The sequence below is a fragment of the Streptomyces sp. NBC_00435 genome (genome assembly GCF_036014235.1).
Lineage (GTDB): Bacteria > Actinomycetota > Actinomycetes > Streptomycetales > Streptomycetaceae > Streptomyces.
This window is the reverse complement of the sequence record NZ_CP107924.1, coordinates 1443317-1461862: the sequence shown is the minus strand read 5'-3', so window position 1 is coordinate 1461862 and position 18546 is coordinate 1443317. Positions and strand designations below refer to the sequence as shown.

Here is an 18546-nt window from a genome sequence, read left to right as displayed (position 1 = left end):
GGGCGCGGGCCGGGCTCGGGCCGTCCACCGGGTGGATCGGGCGAACCATCCCGTTTGGGATGTTGTCAGGGTCAGCGCCTAGTCTTTGCCCGTGACTCTCCCCGCCCCGGCGAAGACCCTTCCCTCCCCGGCGCCGGGCCCGGCCGCCGACGAGGGCCTGGCCCGGCGGCTGCGCGCGCTCGCCTGCACCGCCCCGCTGCACGACCTCGACGTACGCAAGGCCAATCTGGCCGGCGAGTACGGGGTCTACGCGATGGCGGAGGTCGCGCTCTCCGCGATCGACCTGGTCACGCTCAACATGGACTTCGACACGGGCGCCGACCACGAGCAGATAGTGGCCAGGCTGCTGCCGAGGGTCGCCGCCCAGGCGCCGGCCCGTCCGGCGGCCGAGCACGAGCGGGTCGCCCGCTGGGTGCTGGAGAACCTGATCAACGTCGGCAGCGTCGACCGCGGATTCCGGGCGATCTACGGCACGTTCGGGCCGGACGGGGTGTACGTCCGCCGGGACTACGACTTCAAGCTGATCGAGGAAGTGCCGGGCTACGGCGGCGCGGTCTACCTGCGCACGACCGACGAGGCGGTCAACGTCCTGGTCGGCGCCCTCGACACGGACGTCACCAGCGCGCAGATCGCCGCCGAGGTCAAACTGGAGGTCCTGATCAGCCGGGGCCGGCTCGCCGACGCCCAGCTCGCCGCCGAACAGGCCCGCTACCGCACCGTCCAGTACGCCGAGACGCTGCGCCGCACGCTGGACGCGACCCGGCGCAACGTTCGGGCCGTGGACTGGCTGGTGACCGTCCCCGACATGATCGCCGAAGCCCTCGACCACGTCGCCGACCGCTACCGCCACGAGAACGCGATCCTCACCAACATCCGCAGGACGAGGGACGAGGCGGAGGAGCCGGACAACAAGCGGCGCGCCGCCGAGCTCGTCGACATCGTCAAGGACTGCATCCGCCGTCACACGCAGCTGCAGTCCCGGCTGCTGGACGCCGGCCCGCTCTTCCGCGCCGAACAGGACCGCCAGGCCTTCGCGGCGCCCGCACCGCGTTCCGGGATCGACCTGTACGGGCAGCTCGTGGCCCCGGTGCTGCCGCTGCCGGTCGCCCAGGCCTCCCGGGTCACGGACGCCTTCTTCGCGGCGGGGGCCGGACTGCGGACCCCGGTCTCGGTGCGCGTCGCGGACCTGGTCGAGATCCTGCTGACCCCGCCCGTGGAGCGGGAGCACCTCGGCGTCGAGATGCCGGAGCCGGACCTGATCGCCACCCCGGACGACAGCCGCTTCAGCGAGGAGCAGCTCGCCGCCGCGATGGAGCTCCTGGAGCTCCCGTACGAAGCCCCGCGCCGGCTGTCCGGCCTCCTGGCCGAGGCCCGCCGCTCCGACCCGGAACTGCCCTACCTGGTCGCCCTGCTGGCCGTGCACGCGGCGAGCCCGGCGGTGGGCACCGCGTACCGCCAGGGCGAGGAGCGGCTGCTGTTCGCGGTGGACGACGGCACACAGCTCGAAGACCCGGAGTTCGGCGGCGCGGACCTCATCGTCGGCACCGCCCTCCTGGACGCGGCGGCCATGACGGCCGACCGCACGGAGGCGGCATGACCGCGCCCGGGCCGGCCCGCGGCCCCGCACCCGCCCGCCGCTCGGCCCCCGCACCGGCCCGCGGCCCGGCCCCCGCCTCCGGGAAGGGGCGGGGCGGGGGAAACCCCTCCCCGGCCGGAGCCGGGACCGGGACCGCCGGGCCGTACCCCGCACCCACCCGCGACACCAGCAATCGCACCCGCACCCGCACCCGCGGGACCCGCACCGCCGAGGAGACGTACCCGTGAGCGACCACCACGCCGAGCACCCCGCGTGGAGCGAGCCCGTCGCGCAGCCGGTCCCGGCGCAGGCTCCCGGCCAGGGGCCGGCCGTGACCCCGGCGGACGCCTCGGACGCGGCCCGGCTCGTCGCGTTCGGGCTCCAGCCCAAGCTGCTGCCCGCCCGCGACGCCGAGTACGCCGAGCTGCTGCGCCGCTACCGCGAGGACCCCGCCTTCGGCCGGCTCGCCGACGCGGTCGCCACCGGCCTCGGCCTGGTCGTCCTGGAGGTTTCCCCCCGCGCCGGCATGGCCGTGGCCGCCGACGAGGACTCCGTCTTCGCCGTCCGCATGGGCGACTACGCCCGCCGCACCACCGCCGACTCCGCGGACCGCTTCCTGCACGGCCTCGCCCACCTCGCCGTCGCCGCCCTCGCCTTCCCCCGCCCCGAGGACCTCGCCGACGACGGCTACATCGGCCGGATCACCGTCAACGGCGTCGACGCCTTCGTCCGCCAGACCTGCCGCCGCCTGGAAGAGCGCGCCGAGGAGCTCGGGGAGAACACCGACCCGGCCTCCGACGCCCCCGGCCTGGAAGCCGCCTGGCGGGTCTACGCCCGCCGCAGCGCGACCGGAGCCACCAAGGACGCCCGCCGCCTGGCCGGTTCCACGACCGGCATCGTCGGCAAGGCCGCCGCCTTCCTCACCGACTCCGGGTTCCTCCAGCGCACCGGGGACGAAGCCGGGGGCACCTACCGCACCACCCCGCGCTACCAGCTGCAGGTCCGCGACATGGCGGGCAGCGCGGCCATGGCCGAACTGCTCGAGCTCGGAGTGGTCCCCGTCAGCGACGGCTCCGCCAGCCTCCTGCCCCCGCCCGAGGGCGACGACCTGGAGCTCGCCGCCGACGCCGGCCTGCCCTTCCACGCCTAGCCCGCGCCCAGAGCCCCGTACCCGCAACCCGCAGACCTACCAGAGACCGCGAGAACCCGCCGCCATGTACGAGCTGTCCCGGATCCGCCTCTACTCCATCGGGCCCGCCGGCGCACGCTACGCCGACACCGTGCTCGACCTGCGCGGAGTCGGCGAGCCGGTGCCCCACCCGGCGCCCGCGCAGGCGGAGTTCTTCGAGGACGAGCCCACCGGCCCGCCGCGCCGCCCCGCGCCCGCCGGCGTGCTCTTCCTGGAGAACGGCGGCGGCAAGTCGGTCCTGCTCAAGCTGATCTTCTCGGTGATGCTGCCCGGCCACCGCAACACCCTCGGCGGGGCCAGCTCCGGCGTGCTGCGCAAGTTCCTGCTGGCCGACGACTGCGGGCACGTGGCCCTGGAGTGGCAGCACACCCAGACCGGCGAGTGCGTGGTCGTCGGCAAGGTCAGCGAGTGGCGGGGCCGCCAGGTCTCCAACGACCCGCGCAAGTTCGCCGAGGCCTGGTACTCCTTCCGCCCCGGTCCGGGGCTCAGCCTGGACAACCTCCCGGTGGCCGAGGCCACTTCGGTCCGCCCGCCCGTCGAGGGCGTCTCCGGAGCCCAGGGGCGGCGCCGCACCATGAAGGGCTTCCGCGACGCCCTGACCGAGGCCGGCAAGGCGTACCCGCACCTGGAGGTGTACTTCGAGGAGATCCACGACCGCTGGAACGAGCACCTCACCGAGGTCGGCCTCGACCCCGAACTCTTCCGCTACCAGCGCGAGATGAATGCCGACGAGGGCGAGGCCGCCGGCCTCTTCGCGGTCAAGAAGGACTCCGACTTCACCGACCTGCTGCTGCGCGCCGTCACCGACACCCGCGACACCGACGGCCTCGCCGACCTCGTCCACGGATTCGGCAACAAGCTCGGCCGCCGCGCCGAGCTGATGGCCGAACGGGACTTCACCGCGGGCTCCGTGGACCTCCTCACGAAGATCGTCGAGGCGGCGGAGGCCCGTTCCCGCCTGCGCGACGTCCACGCCGGCGCCGAACGCCGTACGCGTTCCCTCGCCCGGCGGCTGTCCGCCCGCGCGGCCGCGGAGCGCGGCCGCGCCGCCGACCTCGCGCAGCGGGTCACGGGCGCCGCCCACGAGGTCACCGCCGCCGAGTCCGCACGCTCCCGCAGCGCCGCCGTCTCCGCCGAACTGGCCTACCGGCACGCCTCGCTGGCCCTGACCGTCGCCGACAGGGCCGCCGCCGCCCAGCGCCGCGAGCTCCTCGAGGCCCGCACCCTGCACTCCGCCTGGCAGGCCGCCGAGCACGTCCTGCGCCACCGCGCCGCCGCCGACCGCTCCGCCCGGGTCGCCGTCGCGATCCTGGAGGCCGAGCGCGACGCCGCCCCGGCGCTGGCGGCCCGCGCCACCGCCGCCACCGAGCTCGTACGGGCCCTGCACTCCGCCGCCGAGCAGGGAGAGCGGGCCGCCAACGAGGAGGAGGAGCGCTCCGGCGTCCTCCAGGAGACCGGCGAGGCGGCCCACCGCGACGCCACCGCCGCCGCCACGGCCGCCCAGCGGGCCCGCAGCGAGGCCGAGCACCTGCGCGCCCGGCTCACCGAGGTCCAGCAGGAGACCGCCGAGGCCGTACGGGCCGGCTGGCTCGACGACTCCGCGCCCGACGCCGACCCGGCACGCGCCGCGCTGGCCGCCGCCGACGCCGAGAAGACGGCGGTGGCCGCCTGGGACGAGTCCCGCGAGGCCGCCCGCGGCGCGGCCGAGGCCGCCCGCGAAGCCGCCGCGGCGGAGTCCCGCGCGGAACTCACCGCCGCCCGCGCGGCGGACGCCGCCGACGCGGCCGAGGCCGCCCACGACGCGGAGTACCGGGCCGCGGAGTCCCTCGCCGGGGCCCCGCGCCTGGCGGACCTGCTGGGCCTGCCGTCGGCCCCCGGAGCCCCGCTCCCGTCGCTGCGCGCCGACGCCGGTACGCGGACCCCCGCGGCCGGGTCCGACGCCCCGGGCCCCGGCCGGCCCACTGCCGCGGAGCCCTCCGGTGACACGGGCGGGCTCACCGTCGCGGACCTGGACCGGGGCGCCGATGACCTGCGCACCCTGCTGACCGACGGGGTCGCCGCGGCCGAACGCCAGCTCTTCGAGCTGCGCACCGCCGCCGCCGACGACTCCCGGATCCTCGGGGCCCTCGGTGACGGCGGACTGCTGCCGCCCGGACCCGATGTGCTCGCCACCGTCGAGTACCTCGGTGAGCACGGCATCCCGGCCCTCCCCGGCTGGCGCTACCTCGCCCAGTCGGTGGACCCGGCCGACCACGCCGCCGTCCTCGCGGCCCGCCCCGAACTCGTCGACGGCGTCGTCATCACCGACCCCGACACCCACGCCAGGGCCCGCGAAGTCCTCGCCGGCGCCGCCCTGCTGCCCCGCTCCACCGTGGCCGTCGGCACGGCCGCGGCCCTGCTCGCGCCGGTGCCCGCAGGCGATCCGGACTCCGCGGTGTCCAACATCTTCATCGTTTCGCCGAACCCGGCCATGCACGACGAGCACGCCGCCGACGAGGAGCGCCAGGCGCTGCGGGCCCGCGCCACCGACCGCGACACCGAGATCCGCGAGCTCGCCGCCCGCCTGTCCGGCGACCGCGAGCTCGCCGCCCGGCTCGCCTCCTGGCGGACCGGCTGCCCGTCCGGCCGCCTCTCCGAGCTCGCGGAGCAGGCCGCGGCCGCCCGTACGTTCGCCGAGGAGACGGAGGCCGAGCTCGCCGAGGCCCGTACCGTCCGCGCCGAGGCCGACGAGGCCTCCGCCGACGCCACCCGCGTGCGCGACGAGCGGCAGGACACCGCCCAGCGCGCCCGCCGCGTCGCCGACGCCCTCGCGGGCCTCGCCCACCGGCTGCGCGAGCGCGCCGGCTGGCAGGCCAGGCTGCGCGAACTCGCCGACGACGCCGCCGAGTCCGAGGCCCGAGCCGAGGTCTGCCTCGACCGGGCCCGCGCGGCCGACGAGGACCGCCGCGCGGCCCAGCGCACCGCCGACGACGCCCGCCGCACCGCCCGCGCCCTGCGCGCCGAGCGCGCCGAGATCGCCGGAGCCCCCGATCCGTTGCCCGAGGGCGACGGTACGGCCAAGGCGCCGCTCCCCGCCCTTCGCGAGGCCTACCGCGCCGCCTCGCAGCTCTACGAGAAGGTCGGCGTCGGCGCCGACCTGCGCTCCGAACAGGCCCGCGCCGAGAGCGACGAGAGCGTCGCCCTCGCCGAGCTCGACCGCCTCACGAACAAGGTCCGTACCCGCGCCGCCCAGCTCCTCGAGGGCACCGACGGCGCCGACGGCCCCTCCCGGCAGGCCGCGGCGGCCCGCGCCGAGGCCCTCGTGCAGATGCTGGAGACCCGCGCCTCCACCGCGAGCGAGCAGCTCGGCCGGCTGCGCGGCGAGGCCGAACGGCACGCACCCGCCGAGGGCGAGGCGCACACCGAACTGCCCGAGGAGCTGATCCCGGAGCACGTCGAGGACGCCCAGGCCATGCTCCGCACCGCCACCGCGCAACTCGGCGCCCACACCGCCGCCGTGGAGTCCGCCCGCGCGGCCCACGCCGACCTGCTCCGCGCCCACCGCACCGCAGAGGAGGGCGCGGGCGGCTTCGAGGAGACCGCGGCCATGCTCCGGGACCTGCTGCGCGACCACACCCACCAGGAGGACGAGCAGGAGCCGGTGGCCCACCCCGGCAGCCTTGAGGAGGCCCGCCAGTCGGCCACCGAGGCCCGGCGCTCGCTACGGGGCTGCGCCGCCGACCTCTCGGCCGCCGAGGCCGCCGTCCGCGAGGCGAGCGACATCCTGGTCCGCCACGCCAACGCCAACCGCTACGAGCAGGTACGCACCCCCGCGCGCCAGCAGATCCGCGAACTGCCCGCCTCCGCCCTGCCCGAGCACGCGGCGGCCTGGGCAGTCGCCTTCGCCCCCCGGCTGCGCGTGCTCACCGACGAGCTGGCGCAGCTGGAGCGCAACCGCGACAGCATCGTGGACCGGCTGCGCGGACTCGTGGAGTCGGCCCTGGCCACCCTGCGCTCCGCCCAGCGGCTCTCCCAGCTGCCCGAGGGGCTGGGGGAGTGGTCGGGCCAGGAGTTCCTGCGCATCCGCTTCGAGGAGCCCGACCAGGCCACCCTCACGGAGCGGCTCGGCGAGGTCATCGACGAGGCGACCCGCGCCGCGGTGAAGAAGAACAGCACCGCCTCCTTCGGAGAGGGCCGCCGCGACGGCATGTCGCTGCTCCTGCACGGGGTCCAGGCGGCCCTGGAGCCCAAGGGCATCGCGGTGGAGATCCTGAAGCCGGACGCGGTGCTGCGCGCCGAGCGGGTCCCGGTCGGGCAGATGGGCGACGTCTTCTCCGGCGGCCAGCTGCTCACCGCCGCGATCGCGCTCTACTGCACGATGGCGGCGCTGCGCAGCAACGACCGTGGCCGCGACAAGCAGCGGCACGCGGGCACGCTCTTCCTCGACAACCCGATCGGGCGCGCGAACGCCACGTACCTGCTGGAACTCCAGCGGGCCGTCTCGGACGCGCTCGGCGTCCAGCTCCTGTACACCACGGGCCTGTTCGACACCACGGCCCTCGCCGAGTTCCCGCTGGTCATCCGGTTGCGCAACGACGCCGACCTGCGGGCGGGGCTGAAGTACATCAGCGTCGAGGAACACCTGCGCCCCGGCCTGCCCCAGCAGTCCCCGGAGGAGGAGACGATCCACGGCGAGATCACGGCGACCCGTATGTTCCGCCGCGGCGCCGTTTCCTCCTGACCGTTTCTCCTGCCCGGCTCCGCGGGCTTCGGCTCCGCGCGCTGCGGCCCCGCCGGAGCCCGGGGCCGTGGGCGGGTCGAGCCGCCCGCCCGCGCGGGCCCCGCGCCTCAGCCCCGCCCGGTGCCGGACGGCGGCGGCCAGATGCCCGACGCCTCGCCGCGCGCCGGTACACGGGGCGGCGGCGGGGGCGCCGACCGGGCCTCCCGGCGGGCCCGGCGCCGCTCGCGCCGCCGCCCCCGCGCCGTGCTGCTCGGCTCCGAGACGACTCCGTGGCGCTGGTTCCACATCTGCCGGGTGATCAGCACGTCCAGCACGCCCCAGGTGGCCACGACCGTCCCCGCTATCGCGCCGAGCGACAGCGGGAGGGCCAGCCAGGAGCCGGTGACCGTCAGGAAGAAGGAGATCGTCGCGTCCGTCAGCGTCACGGCGACTATCAGTACCGCGCGCACGGCGGAGCTCCGCACCGGGTCCGGCATGCGCCGCCGCCCCGTGGGCTGGTCCACCCACAGGGCTCCTCCAGGCGCCGCTGTGTTCCCCGCGACACCGCCCTCGAACTTCTTCGCCATGGTCCGCACCTCCCCTCCACACGGCCGGTCATGCCTGCCCCGAACAGGTAGACGTACGAAGGGGCCCGGAGATTCCCGGATCCCGGACGTGCCCGGAGCCCCCGAACATCGCGGAACGAAGAATTCCAGCCATCCATTCCGATGCGGGAGCTGACACCCCACCAGGTGTCATCTGCCACATATCGGGCCGCACTTCACCGGAACTATCGGACAACTCGTGATCTTCGTCCCGGACTCCGGCCGAAAACGTCCGGACACGCCTTCGAAGGTTCGCCGTGGCAGTAGTAGGCTCACGCCGTTTAAATGACGGAACACCAACCCCCGACAACGGGGTTGAGCTGGGGGAGGCTGGGGAGGCCATGCGCTTTCGCGGGAAGTCCATCCGCCGGAAGATCGTGGCGTTGCTCCTTGTGCCGCTCGTCTCCCTGACCGCCCTCTGGGGCTTCGCAACGGTGATCACCGGCCGCCAGGCCGTCCAACTGCTAGGCGTGGCCTACGTCATCGACAAGGTCGGCTACCCCGTCGAGGACGTCGTCCGGGTCATCCAGAAGGAGCGCCGTCAGACCCTCGTGGTCATCGGCGACCCCCGGGCCTCCGCGGCCACCGCCGAGTTGGTCAAGCGCCGCGCCGCCACCGACGAGGCGGTCGAGAGGATCACCGCCGACGCACGGGACGCCGACGTGGTCGACGAGCTCACGCCGTCCGCCGCCCAGCGCCTGAACTCCATCCTCGAAGCCTTCCACGGCATCGGCGCGCTGCGCGGAGCCGTCGACGGGGGCTCCCTGGACACCAACCAGGCGCTGGAGCTCTACAGCCGGCTCGTGGACCCCTGCTACGAGTTCCTCATGAACCTCCACGCGCTCCAGAACGTGGAGATGGACAAGCAGGGCCGAGCCCTCGTCGGCGTCACCCGCGCCCGCGAGACGCTCTCGCGCGAGGACGCCCTCGTCGCCGGAGCCCTCGCGGCCCGCAACGTCACGCTGTCCGACGTGCGGCACGTCTCCGACTTCGCCGCCAACCGCAAGCTGCTCTACGAGTTCAACCTCGCGATCCTCCCGGCCGCCGACCGGGAGCAGTTCGAGCAGTACTGGAACAACCCCGAGAGCCGTGCCATGCGCGAGGCGGAGGAACGGTTCATCGCGCAGGGGGCGAGCCACAACCCCCGCAACGTCACCGCCGCCCAGTGGGACGAGGCCACGCGCAAGGTCCTCGACGACCTCGCCACCATGGGCACCGCCGCCGGCGACCGCTACCAGAAGCGCGTCGAGCCCGTCGCCATGAACGTCCTCGTCCAGGCCGCCGTCGCCGGGATCCTCGGCTTCATCGCCCTCATCGTCTCCCTCGTCCTGTCCGTACGCATCGGCCGCGAGCTGATCCGCGACCTCTCCCGGCTCCGCAAGGAGGCCCACGAGGTCTCCGGCGTCCGCCTCCCCGGTGTCATGCGCCGCCTCGCCGCCGGCGAGCACGTGGACCTGGAGACCGAGGCACCCCGCCTGGAGTACGAGAAGGACGAGGTCGGCCAGGTCGGCCAGGCGCTCAACACCCTCCAGCGCGCGGCCGTCGAGGCCGCCGTCAAGCAGGCGGAGCTCCGCCGGGGCGTCTCCGAGGTGTTCGTCAACCTGGCCCGCCGCAACCAGGTGCTGCTGCACCGACAGCTCACCCTGCTCGACACCATGGAGCGGCGCACCGAGGACACCGAGGAGCTCGCCGACCTCTTCCGCCTCGACCACATGACCACCCGCATGCGCCGGCACGCCGAGGGCCTGGTGATCCTCTCCGGCGCCGCGCCCTCCCGCCAGTGGCGCAAGCCCGTCCAGCTGATGGACGTCGTACGGGCCGCCGTCGCCGAGGTGGAGGACTACGAGCGCATCGAGGTACGCCGGCTGCCGCGCCTGGGCATCGGCGGCCCGGCCGTGGCCGACGTCACCCACCTCATCGCCGAACTCCTGGAGAACGCCACCGTGTTCTCCCCGCCGCACACCGCGGTCCAGGTCCTCGGCGAACGCGTGGCCAACGGCTTCACCCTGGAGATCCACGACCGGGGGCTCGGCATGACCCCCGAGGCACTGCTCGACGCGAACCTCCGGCTGGGCGAGACCTCGGAGTTCGAGCTCTCCGACACCGACCGCCTCGGCCTGTTCGTGGTCTGCCGCCTCGCGCAGCGCCACGACGTCAAGGTCCGCCTGCAGACCAGCCCCTACGGAGGCACCACCGCGGTGGTCTTCCTCCCGTCGGCCCTGCTCACGGAGGCTCCCGAGACCAACGGCACCGGCATCCGGCTGGCCGGCGGCAAGGTGGGCAACGCGGGCGGCTCCGCCCGTCCCGCGGCGGTCGGCGGAGCGGCCGCCGGCCGCCGGCTCCCGGCCGGCGCCGAACTGCGCGGCCCCGTGGAGCTGGAGGCCCCGGTCGGCATGCTGGGGCTGGACGAGCCCGTCACGGCCCTGGAGGACGCCTCCAGCGGCGTCGCGGGCACCGTCGGGGCCGGCGGAGCCGCCGGGGTCTCCGGGGCCAAGGGGCGGCCCGTCATGGCCACCCTGGACGACGAGACCCCGCCGAACGGTACGTCGCGCAGCTCCCTGCTCGGCCTGCGCCCGGCCGGCCGCCCGCACGCGGAGCGGCACACCGAGCGCGGCGGGCCCTGGAAGGGCGACCGCTCCGCCGACCGCATGGGCGACCGGTCCGTGGACGGTTCCGCCGACCGCGCGGGACTCTGGAAGGGCGACCGCTCCGCCGACCCCGCCGCCGACCGGACCGGCGCCCGGCTCGCCGACCGCGACGCGGGCCGCGACCGCCGCGAGCGGGAGCCCCTGCCGCCCACCGGCCCGGTCCGCCTGGAGCCCGCACGCGCGGACTCCGGCCGCCCCGACGGCCCGCGCGCCCAGGGAGCCGTCCCACTGCCGCGCCGCCGACCCACCCCGACCCTGGTCGCCGAACACGGCCGCCGCGTGGAGCCCCGCCCCGTCTCGGCGGTCCCGGACCCCGTGCCGGACGGCGCCGAACCGGGTCGGGGACCCGCCGGCCCGGTCAGGGCCACGACCCTGCCCCGCCGGATCCGCCAGGCCAGCCTCGCGCCCCAGCTCAAGGACGCCCCGGCCGCCGCGCCCGCCGGAGCCGCCGCCGACCCCGGAGCGGACCGCGACGCGGCCGACGTACGCCGCCGCATGTCCGCACTCCAGCGCGGCTGGACGGCCGGCCGCGACCAGCACGCGCGCCAGCAGGCGCAGCAGGCCGGACCGCACGCGCAGCAGGACGCGCGACAGGACGCACAGCGGAACCCGCAGCAGGACGCACGGCACCAAGCACCGCACCAGTCCGGAACCGAGGCCGGCACCCCTGCCGCCAGTGGTCCCGGATGCGAGAACGAAGGGGACGGTCGATGACCGCACCGCAGTCCGGCAACGACACCAGGGGCCGCGGCTCCGGCCCGCTCAACTGGCTCCTCGACGAGCTCGTCGACAAGGTCGGATCCATCCGCAAGGCGGTGGTCCTCTCCGGCGACGGCCTGCCCACCGGCACCTCCAACGACCTCACGCGGGAGGACGGCGAGCACTTGGCGGCCGTGGCCTCCGGCTTCCACAGCCTCGCCAAGGGCGTCGGCCGCCACTTCGAGTCCGGCAAGGTCCGCCAGACCGTGGTCGAGCTCGACGAGGCGTTCCTGTTCGTCATGGCCGCCGGCGACGGCAGCTGCCTGGCGGTGCTCGCCGACGCCGACTCCGACGTCGGCCAGGTCGCGTACGAGATGACCCTCATGGTCAAGCGCGTCGGTGACCACCTGGCGACCGCCCCGCGCACCGGGCTACCAGCCGGAGGGTGAGTCGGACGGCATGAGCGATCCAGGCCAGGACCACCCGGCCCGCACCCCCGACGCCACTGCCGGCCAGTGGTTCGACGACGACGCGGGTCCCGTAGTGCGTCCGTACGCGATGACCCGCGGCCGGACCAGCCACGCCGGCCAGCACCGGCTCGACCTGATCGCGCTCGTGGTCGCGGAACCCGCGGCCGACGATCCGGTCTGGGACGCGACCCTGTCCCCGGAACACGCCCACATCCTCGGGCTGTGCCGGCGGCGCCCGCAGTCCGTCGCGGAACTCGCGGCCGATGTCGATCTCGCGGTCGGGGTCGTGCGCGTCCTGATCGGCGATCTCGTCGACGACGAACTGGTACACGTGACCCGGCCGGTGCCCCCGGCCGAACTGCCCGACGAATCCATTCTGCGTGAGGTGATCGATGGCCTTCGGGCGCTCTAGCCGCACCGGCGCCATGCATGCCGTGACGCCGGTCGAGCCGCTGACCCTCAAGATCCTGGTCGCGGGCGGTTTCGGGGTGGGCAAGACCACCCTGGTCAGTGCGGTCAGTGAGATCAGACCGCTCCGGACGGAGGAACGGCTCTCCGAGCCGGGCCTGGGCATCGACGACACCGGGGGAGTGGAGGGCAAGAGGACCACGACCGTGGCCATGGACTTCGGGCGCATCACGCTGCGCGAGGACCTGGTGCTGTACCTCTTCGGCACGCCCGGACAGGACCGGTTCTGGTTCCTGTGGGACGAGCTGGCGCAGGGTTCGCTCGGCGCCGTCGTCCTCGCCGACACCCGCCGGCTCGCCGACTGCTTCGCCGCCATCGACTACTTCGAGCGGCGCGAGATCCCCTTCGTGGTCGCCGTGAACTGCTTCGACGGCGCCGACCAGTACCCCGTGGTGTCCGTACGGGAGGCCCTCGACCTCACTCCGGAGGTACCGGTGCTGCTGTGCGACGCGCGGGACCGGGAGTCGGTCAAGGACGTCCTGGTGGGGGTCGTGGAGCACGCGATGACCCTGGCCAGGGCCCGGCGCCGGAGTCTGACGGCGGGGGCGTAGCCACCGGACGCCGCACCTTCACCGGGCCGTGGCCCGCCGCTTCGCCCGGCCGTCGCTACGCCTGCCGCTACCCCGCGACTCGGCCCGGCCGCCGCAGTCCCGCGCATGGAGGCGGCCCGTACCCCCGCCGACTGGGGTACGGGCCGCAGCTCTCATGGGGGGTTCCGGGGTCCCGGTCGCGGAGCGGGACTGTGGAGCGAGTGTGAACCCGCCGTCCGGGGCCGTCAAGCGTTCGGACAGCGAACGCCTGCCGTCACCTGACGGCGACGACCGCCGACCCGTGCCCGAACAGCCCCTGGTTCGCGGTGATTCCGGCCCTCGCCCCCGGCACCTGGCGTTCTCCGGCGGTACCCCGGAGCTGCCAAGTCAGCTCGCACACCTGCGCGATGGCCTGCGCCGGTACGGCCTCCCCGAACGATGCGAGCCCGCCACTGGTGTTGACGGGAATCCGCCCGCCCAGCGCCGTCGCACCCTCCCGTACGAGCTTGGCCCCCTCGCCCTCACCGCACAGGCCGATGTCCTCGTACCACTCGAGTTCCAGAGCGGTGGACAGGTCGTAGACCTCGGCCAGCGAGAGGTCGTCGGGCCCCAGCCCCGCCTCCTCGTACGCGGCCCGCGCGATCGAGGCGCGGAAGGAGCCGGGCGAGGGTGCGGCCGCGGTCGTCGAGTCGGTGGCGATGTCCGGGAGGTCCAGGACCGTACGCGGATACGTGGGCGTCACCGTGGACACGGCCCGGATCCGCACCGGGTCCGCGATCCCCCGCGAGCGCGCGAAGTCCATGCTGCTAAGCACGAGCGCCGCGCCCCCGTCGGAGGTGGCGCAGATGTCGAGCAGCCGCAGCGGATCGGCGACGACGGCCGAGGCGGCCACCTCCTCGGCCGTCACGGCCTTGCGGTAGCGGGCGTTCGGGTTCAGCAGCCCGGCCGCCGCGTTCTTCACCTTGACCTGCGCGAAGTCCTCGCCGGTGTCCCCGTACAGGGCCATCCGCCGGCGGGCGTACAGCGCGAAGTACGCCGGGTTGGTGGCCCCCAGGACCCGGAAGCGCAGCCAGTCCGGGTCGTCCGGCCGGTTGCCGCCCGCCGGGGCGAAGAACCCCTTGGGCGCGGCGTCCGCCCCGACCACCAGGACGACGTCTGCCAGTCCGGCGAGGATCTGCGCCCGGGCCGCGCCGATGGCCTGGGCACCGGACGCGCAGGCCGCGTACACGCTGGTCACGCGCGCGCCCTGCCAGCCCAGCGCCTGGGCGAAGGTCGCACCGGCCACGTAGCCGGGGTAGCCCGAGCGCACGGTGTCGGCGCCGACGACGGACTGCACGTCCGTCCAGTGCAGCCCGGCGTCGGCGAGCGCGGCCCGGGCGGCGGTCCGTCCGTACTCGACGAAGCTGCGGCCCCATTTGCCCCAGGGGTGCATGCCGGCCCCGAGGACGGCCACGTCCGCGGAGGTGCCGCTCATCCGTTCACCCCCACGGGCCGGAAGTGCCAGGTGGTCCAGGTGGTGTCCGCGTCCTCGTTCAGCACGCCGCCGATCACCTCGACCTCCGTCCCGACCGCCAGATCGGCGACGGTCACCCCGGGCGCCGCCTGCCCCAGCACGACCATCCCCTCGGCCTCCAGCTCCACGGCGACCAGGGTGTACGGACTCCAGGGCGCCTCCGGGTCGGACACGTACGGCGCGGGCGGCCGGTACCGCCCGTCGGTGAAGGACCAGACCCGCCCGCGCGGGGAGAGCGGGGTCTCGGCGAGCTCGCCGCCGCCCGGGCAGCGGGGATTGCGGCAGTACGCGTCCTCGCGCGGGAAGAACACGGCGGCGCAGGCGGAGCACCGGGTGCCGAGCAGGCGGAAGCCGCCCTCCGCCCCGTCCCCGGTGAACCACCCGCTGACGACGGGTGTACGTGTGCGTTCCAAGACCCCTCCCGAAACCGGCATCTGACGAACCGTCAGAAGTCTGTCACGGGAACACCCGGGAACGCACCCCCGGTCACCGGTTCTCGGCGAGCCACTTCCGCGCGATCTCGCCCAGCTCCGCGTCCCGCCCGGCCAGCATCATCCGGATCATCTGAGCGTCCCCGCGCAGCGACCACCCGGGATGGCCGAAGCTGGCCGGGTTGTTCCCCTCGATCAGGAAGTGCGCGGGCCAGGCCGTGCCGTACCCGATGAGCGGGAGTGCGGCGAGGTAGCGCCCGCGGCCGCGCGCCAGCCCGTAGACGGTGAGGGCGAGGCCGGTGAGGGTGCCGGTGAGATGGACCCAGCGGGTGGCGGCGCGGGAGTGCATGGCGACGTAGTAGGGCCAGAACTCCTCGTACGAACTGAAAGTCATGCGGGCACGGTACTCAGCGGTGAACGGAGGCGACAGAGACGGGAAAGTCGAAGTACTGGTCCGGGTACGCCTCCGGCCGGTAGGTGAAGTGCCACCACTCCTCGGGCAGGTTCACGAACCCCTGCCGGCCGAGCAGCCGCCCCAGGAGCTCCCGGTGCTCGCGGGCGGGGCCCGTCACCATGGGGCTGGCGGTGTGCGCGAGCGGATCGAAGTAGTCGAAGGGGGTCCCCATGTCGAGGGGCCCGCGCCCGAGGCCTGTCAGGGTCACGTCGACGGTGCTGCCGCGGCTGTGTCCGGACTTCTCGGCGATGTACCCCTCCGGGATCAGCCGGTCCTTCGCGACCCGCGGATAGAACTCCGCCCTGGTCCGCTGGTCCGCCCCGTCCCCGGCCCAGCGGACGAACCGGTCGACGGCCCGCTGCGGCCGGTAGCAGTCGTACACCAGGAGCGAGTACCCGCGCCGCAGCGCCTCCCGCTGCGCCCTGCGCAGGGCCTCGGCGGCGGGCCGGGCGAGCAGGCAGACGGGCTCCTCGTAGCCGTCCACGACCGCACCGGTGAAATTGTGCGCCGTGGCGTACCGCATCTCCTGCCCGATGCTCGCGTCGACCTCCGCGAGCGCCGCGAATCCCGGCGCCGGGGCATCCGTGGCCGGTGCTCCCAGTACTCCCAGCGCGCCCAGCACTCCGACCCATCCCGCAACGACGGTCATCCGCATGCCCCTTGGCTTACCATCACCGCATGCCGGCCCACCTGAAGGACTCGCACTGCTCCTCCTGCGGAGCGCTGTTCGATTCGACCGACTGGCCCCGTACGTGTTCCGCGTGCGGCGCGGTCGCCTACCGCAACCCCCTCCCGGTGGCGGTGGCCCTCCTCCCCGTCGAGGACGAGCTGGGCACCGGGCTGGTGGTCATCACCCGCACCATCGAGCCCGCGCTCGGCGGCGTCGCCCTGCCCGGCGGCTTCATGGACTTCGGCGAGGACTGGCGCGAGTCGGTCGTCCGCGAGCTGCGCGAGGAGACCGGCATCCAGGTGCCGGCCGCCGAGGTCGCCCTCGCGGACGCGCACACCTCCCCGGCCGGCCACATGCTCGTCTTCGGGCTGCTCCCCGTCCGGCCGGTCGCCGCCCTTCCGGCGTCGATCCCGACGGACGAGACCACGGGCTGGCACGTCCTGCGCGGTCCGGAGCGGCTGGCCTTCCCCCTGCACGCGAAGGTGGCCGAAGCGTGGTTCGCGGGGCGCTACGCGTGAGCGGACACCAGCTATAGGACCGCACTGTTCGGAGAACGAACCCTTTACCTGCCTCTGATGGCATGCTCCGGTCAAATCTGCCAGGCTTCCCGGCAGCCGTCACCCCCGCGGCTGCCCCTCGGCGCACCCAGGCCGGCCGGGCAGCCACCGAGCAGGCCGCAATCCCGGCCGCCTCAAAGGAGTTTCGTGTGAGATCCACCCCCCACAAGGCCCTCGTCGCGAGTGCGTTCGCCATCGCCGCGCTGGTCGCCGCCGCCCTGCCCGCCACCTCGGCGGCTGCGGCTCCCGCCGCTTGCACACCCGCCCAGGTGGTCACCAACGGCGGCTTCGAAAGCGGTACTTCACCCTGGAGCCAGTCCCAGACCAGTGTGATCACCAACCGGGCCGGCCAGAGCGCCCACGGCGGCACCTACTTCGCCTGGCTGAACGGTGTCGGCAGCGCGCACACCGACACCCTCACCCAGAGCGTCACGGTCCCCTCCGGCTGCAGCAGCGCCAGCCTCAGCTTCTGGCTGCACGTCGGCACCGCCGAGACCACCACCTCGACCAAGTACGACAAGCTGACGGCGAAGATCGGCAGCACGACGCTGGCGACCTATTCCAACCTCGACAAGAACACCGGATACGCGCAGAAGGCCTTCGACGTCTCCGCGTTCGCCGGCCAGACGGTGACCCTCGCCTTCACCGGCACCGAGGACTCCAGCCTGCAGACGAGCTTCGTCGTCGACGACGTCGCCCTCAGCATCTCCGGCACCACCACCCCGCCCGGGGACTCCACGCGGACCCCGGCCGCCCCGGCGTACACCGTCAACCTCAGCAGCAACGCGGCCGGCACCGACTGGACCGGCCACGAGAGCGCGAGCTTCACCAACGCCTCCGCCAGTCCGCTCAGCGAGGTCTACCTGCGGCTGTGGGACAACTACCACGGGACCTGCGCCGCGATGCCCATCGTGGTCAGCAACGTCACCGGCGGCACGGCGGGCGCCCTGTCCGTCAACTGCACGGCACTCAAGATCGACCTGCCGGCGCCGCTGACCCAGGGCCAGAGCGCCACGATCGGCTTCGACCTCGGCATCACCGTGCCCAGCGGCGCCGACCGCTTCGGCTACGACGGGGCCTTCAGCATGGTCGGCAACGCCCTGCCGGTGCTCGCGGTCCGGGACGCGGCGGGCTGGCACCTCGACCCGTACACGAACAACGGCGAGTCGTTCTACTCGCTCGCCTCCGACTTCAACGTGACCTTGGACCACCCCACTTCCCTGCTGGTACCCGCCACGGGCGCCTCGGTCGACACCCCGGGGACCAGCGGTCGCACGGTCACCACGGCCACCGCCACCAAGGTCCGTGACTTCGCGTGGGCGGCGGGACCGTTCAGTAAGCTCTCCGGCACCTCGGCCGCGGGAACGCCCGTCAACATCTACTCCGTTTCGGGCATCAGCGCGTCCGACTCCCAGTCGATGCTGACCACCGCCAAGTCCGCCGTGGACGCCCACTCCGCCCGGTTCGGGGCCTACCCGTACGGCGAGCTGGACGCGGTGATCGACAACAACTACTGGTTCGGCGGCATGGAGTATCCCGGGTTCGTCCTCGACCTGGTCAGCACCACCGCCCTCACCCACGAGATCGCCCACCAGTGGTGGTACGGCATCGTCGGCGACGACGAGTACACCAGTCCCTGGCTGGACGAGTCGTTCACCGACTACGCCACCGACCTGGCACAGAACAAGACCGGCGCGAGCTGCTGGAACAGCGTCTCGTGGGCCTCCTCGGCCGAGAAGATCAGCAACTCGATGGCCTACTGGGACACCCACTCGTCCCGGTACTCCACCGTCGTCTACGGCTACGGCAAGTGCGCCCTGCACGACCTGCGGCGCGTGCTCGGTGACACCGCCATGGCCAAGCTCCTGAAGGACTACGCCACTTCGCACTGGTACGGAGTCTCCACGACGGCCGAGTTCAAGGCGGCCGCCCAGGCCGCCACGACCACGGACCTGACCTCGTTCTGGACCACGCACCGCATCGACGGCTGAGGCCGGACCGGAACCCCGCCGGAGCCCCCGGGCCCCGGCGGGGTTC

General features: G+C 74.1%; 15 protein-coding genes. 10 read left to right on the top strand and 5 right to left on the bottom strand.

The window, feature by feature from the left end; genetic code table 11:
- The first annotated feature begins 91 nt into the window (after positions 1-91).
- From OG389_RS06610 to OG389_RS06595, 4 genes are all read left to right on the top strand, one after another.
- Entirely contained in the window at positions 92-1597 is a 1506-nt protein-coding gene (locus tag OG389_RS06610; protein ID WP_328297526.1) for a hypothetical protein, read from the top strand.
- On the top strand, positions 1594-1824 hold the full coding sequence (locus OG389_RS06605; RefSeq protein WP_328297525.1) for a hypothetical protein: 231 nt from the start codon (positions 1594-1596) through the stop codon (positions 1822-1824). Before OG389_RS06610 ends, OG389_RS06605 begins: the two co-directional genes overlap by 4 nt.
- The gene (locus tag OG389_RS06600) at positions 1821-2726 is read left to right on the top strand and encodes a hypothetical protein (protein ID WP_328297524.1); all 906 of its coding nucleotides are present in this window, start codon (positions 1821-1823) and stop codon (positions 2724-2726) included. The genes OG389_RS06605 and OG389_RS06600 overlap by 4 nt, the downstream gene beginning before the upstream one ends.
- 64 nt (positions 2727-2790) lie before the next feature.
- Positions 2791-7485, top strand: a complete 4695-nt coding sequence (locus OG389_RS06595) for a hypothetical protein (protein ID WP_328297523.1) — start codon at positions 2791-2793, stop codon at positions 7483-7485.
- 107 nt (positions 7486-7592) lie between these two features.
- Here the strand turns inward: OG389_RS06595 and OG389_RS06590 are convergent, their stop codons facing one another.
- Positions 7593-8051: a hypothetical protein gene (locus OG389_RS06590; protein WP_328297522.1), complete on the bottom strand. Its 459-nt coding sequence runs from the start codon at positions 8049-8051 to the stop codon at positions 7593-7595.
- A gap of 395 nt (positions 8052-8446) precedes the next feature.
- On the opposite strand from OG389_RS06590, the gene OG389_RS06585 reads away from it, so the two are divergent.
- From OG389_RS06585 to OG389_RS06570, 4 genes are read left to right on the top strand one after another with little or no spacing between them, the layout of a single operon-like run.
- Positions 8447-11431, top strand: a complete 2985-nt coding sequence (locus tag OG389_RS06585; RefSeq protein WP_328297521.1) for a nitrate- and nitrite sensing domain-containing protein — start codon at positions 8447-8449, stop codon at positions 11429-11431.
- A complete protein-coding gene (locus OG389_RS06580) occupies positions 11428-11865 on the top strand; it encodes a roadblock/LC7 domain-containing protein (protein ID WP_328297520.1) in 438 nt (145 codons plus the stop codon). Before OG389_RS06585 ends, OG389_RS06580 begins: the two co-directional genes overlap by 4 nt.
- A gap of 10 nt (positions 11866-11875) precedes the next feature.
- The gene (locus tag OG389_RS06575; protein WP_328297519.1) at positions 11876-12298 is read left to right on the top strand and encodes a DUF742 domain-containing protein; all 423 of its coding nucleotides are present in this window, start codon (positions 11876-11878) and stop codon (positions 12296-12298) included.
- On the top strand, positions 12279-12905 hold the full coding sequence (locus OG389_RS06570) for a GTP-binding protein (protein ID WP_328297518.1): 627 nt from the start codon (positions 12279-12281) through the stop codon (positions 12903-12905). Before OG389_RS06575 ends, OG389_RS06570 begins: the two co-directional genes overlap by 20 nt.
- Before the next feature lie 253 nt (positions 12906-13158).
- On the opposite strand, the gene OG389_RS06565 is transcribed toward OG389_RS06570, so the two are convergent.
- Genes OG389_RS06565 through OG389_RS06550 form a run of 4 tightly spaced genes read right to left on the bottom strand, consistent with a single transcriptional unit; the run spans position 13159 to position 15937 of the window.
- Complete coding sequence (locus OG389_RS06565) at positions 13159-14358, bottom strand: lipid-transfer protein (RefSeq protein WP_328297517.1); 1200 nt, start codon at positions 14356-14358, stop codon at positions 13159-13161.
- On the bottom strand, positions 14355-14831 hold the full coding sequence (locus OG389_RS06560; protein WP_443059217.1) for a Zn-ribbon domain-containing OB-fold protein: 477 nt from the start codon (positions 14829-14831) through the stop codon (positions 14355-14357). Before OG389_RS06560 ends, OG389_RS06565 begins: the two co-directional genes overlap by 4 nt.
- A gap of 52 nt (positions 14832-14883) precedes the next feature.
- Positions 14884-15222 carry a DUF962 domain-containing protein gene (locus OG389_RS06555; RefSeq protein WP_328297515.1) on the bottom strand — a complete coding sequence of 113 codons (339 nt, stop codon included), beginning with the start codon at positions 15220-15222 and terminating at the stop codon, positions 14884-14886.
- A gap of 13 nt (positions 15223-15235) precedes the next feature.
- Positions 15236-15937: a M15 family metallopeptidase gene (locus tag OG389_RS06550; protein WP_443059216.1), complete on the bottom strand. Its 702-nt coding sequence runs from the start codon at positions 15935-15937 to the stop codon at positions 15236-15238.
- 23 nt (positions 15938-15960) lie between these two features.
- Between OG389_RS06550 and OG389_RS06545 the strand changes: the two genes are divergently transcribed.
- Both OG389_RS06545 and OG389_RS06540 read left to right on the top strand, forming a co-directional pair.
- Positions 15961-16470, top strand: coding sequence for an NUDIX domain-containing protein (locus OG389_RS06545; protein ID WP_328297513.1), 510 nt, complete (start codon positions 15961-15963; stop codon positions 16468-16470).
- A 188-nt stretch (positions 16471-16658) separates the two neighbouring features.
- Positions 16659-18500 carry a M1 family aminopeptidase gene (locus OG389_RS06540; RefSeq protein ID WP_328297512.1) on the top strand — a complete coding sequence of 614 codons (1842 nt, stop codon included), beginning with the start codon at positions 16659-16661 and terminating at the stop codon, positions 18498-18500.
- Positions 18501-18546: the final 46 nt, after the last annotated feature.

Coding starts and splice junctions, on each gene's coding strand:
- OG389_RS06605 (WP_328297525.1), top strand. CDS start 1,594: ATGACCGCGCCCGGGCCGGCCCGCGGCCCCGCACCCGCCCGCCGCTCG.
- OG389_RS06595 (WP_328297523.1), top strand. CDS start 2,791: ATGTACGAGCTGTCCCGGATCCGCCTCTACTCCATCGGGCCCGCCGGC.
- OG389_RS06590 (WP_328297522.1), bottom strand. CDS start 8,051: ATGGCGAAGAAGTTCGAGGGCGGTGTCGCGGGGAACACAGCGGCGCCT.
- OG389_RS06580 (WP_328297520.1), top strand. CDS start 11,428: ATGACCGCACCGCAGTCCGGCAACGACACCAGGGGCCGCGGCTCCGGC.
- OG389_RS06575 (WP_328297519.1), top strand. CDS start 11,876: ATGAGCGATCCAGGCCAGGACCACCCGGCCCGCACCCCCGACGCCACT.
- OG389_RS06570 (WP_328297518.1), top strand. CDS start 12,279: ATGGCCTTCGGGCGCTCTAGCCGCACCGGCGCCATGCATGCCGTGACG.
- OG389_RS06565 (WP_328297517.1), bottom strand. CDS start 14,358: ATGAGCGGCACCTCCGCGGACGTGGCCGTCCTCGGGGCCGGCATGCAC.
- OG389_RS06560 (WP_443059217.1), bottom strand. CDS start 14,831: ATGCCGGTTTCGGGAGGGGTCTTGGAACGCACACGTACACCCGTCGTC.
- OG389_RS06555 (WP_328297515.1), bottom strand. CDS start 15,222: ATGACTTTCAGTTCGTACGAGGAGTTCTGGCCCTACTACGTCGCCATG.
- OG389_RS06550 (WP_443059216.1), bottom strand. CDS start 15,937: ATGCGGATGACCGTCGTTGCGGGATGGGTCGGAGTGCTGGGCGCGCTG.
- OG389_RS06545 (WP_328297513.1), top strand. CDS start 15,961: ATGCCGGCCCACCTGAAGGACTCGCACTGCTCCTCCTGCGGAGCGCTG.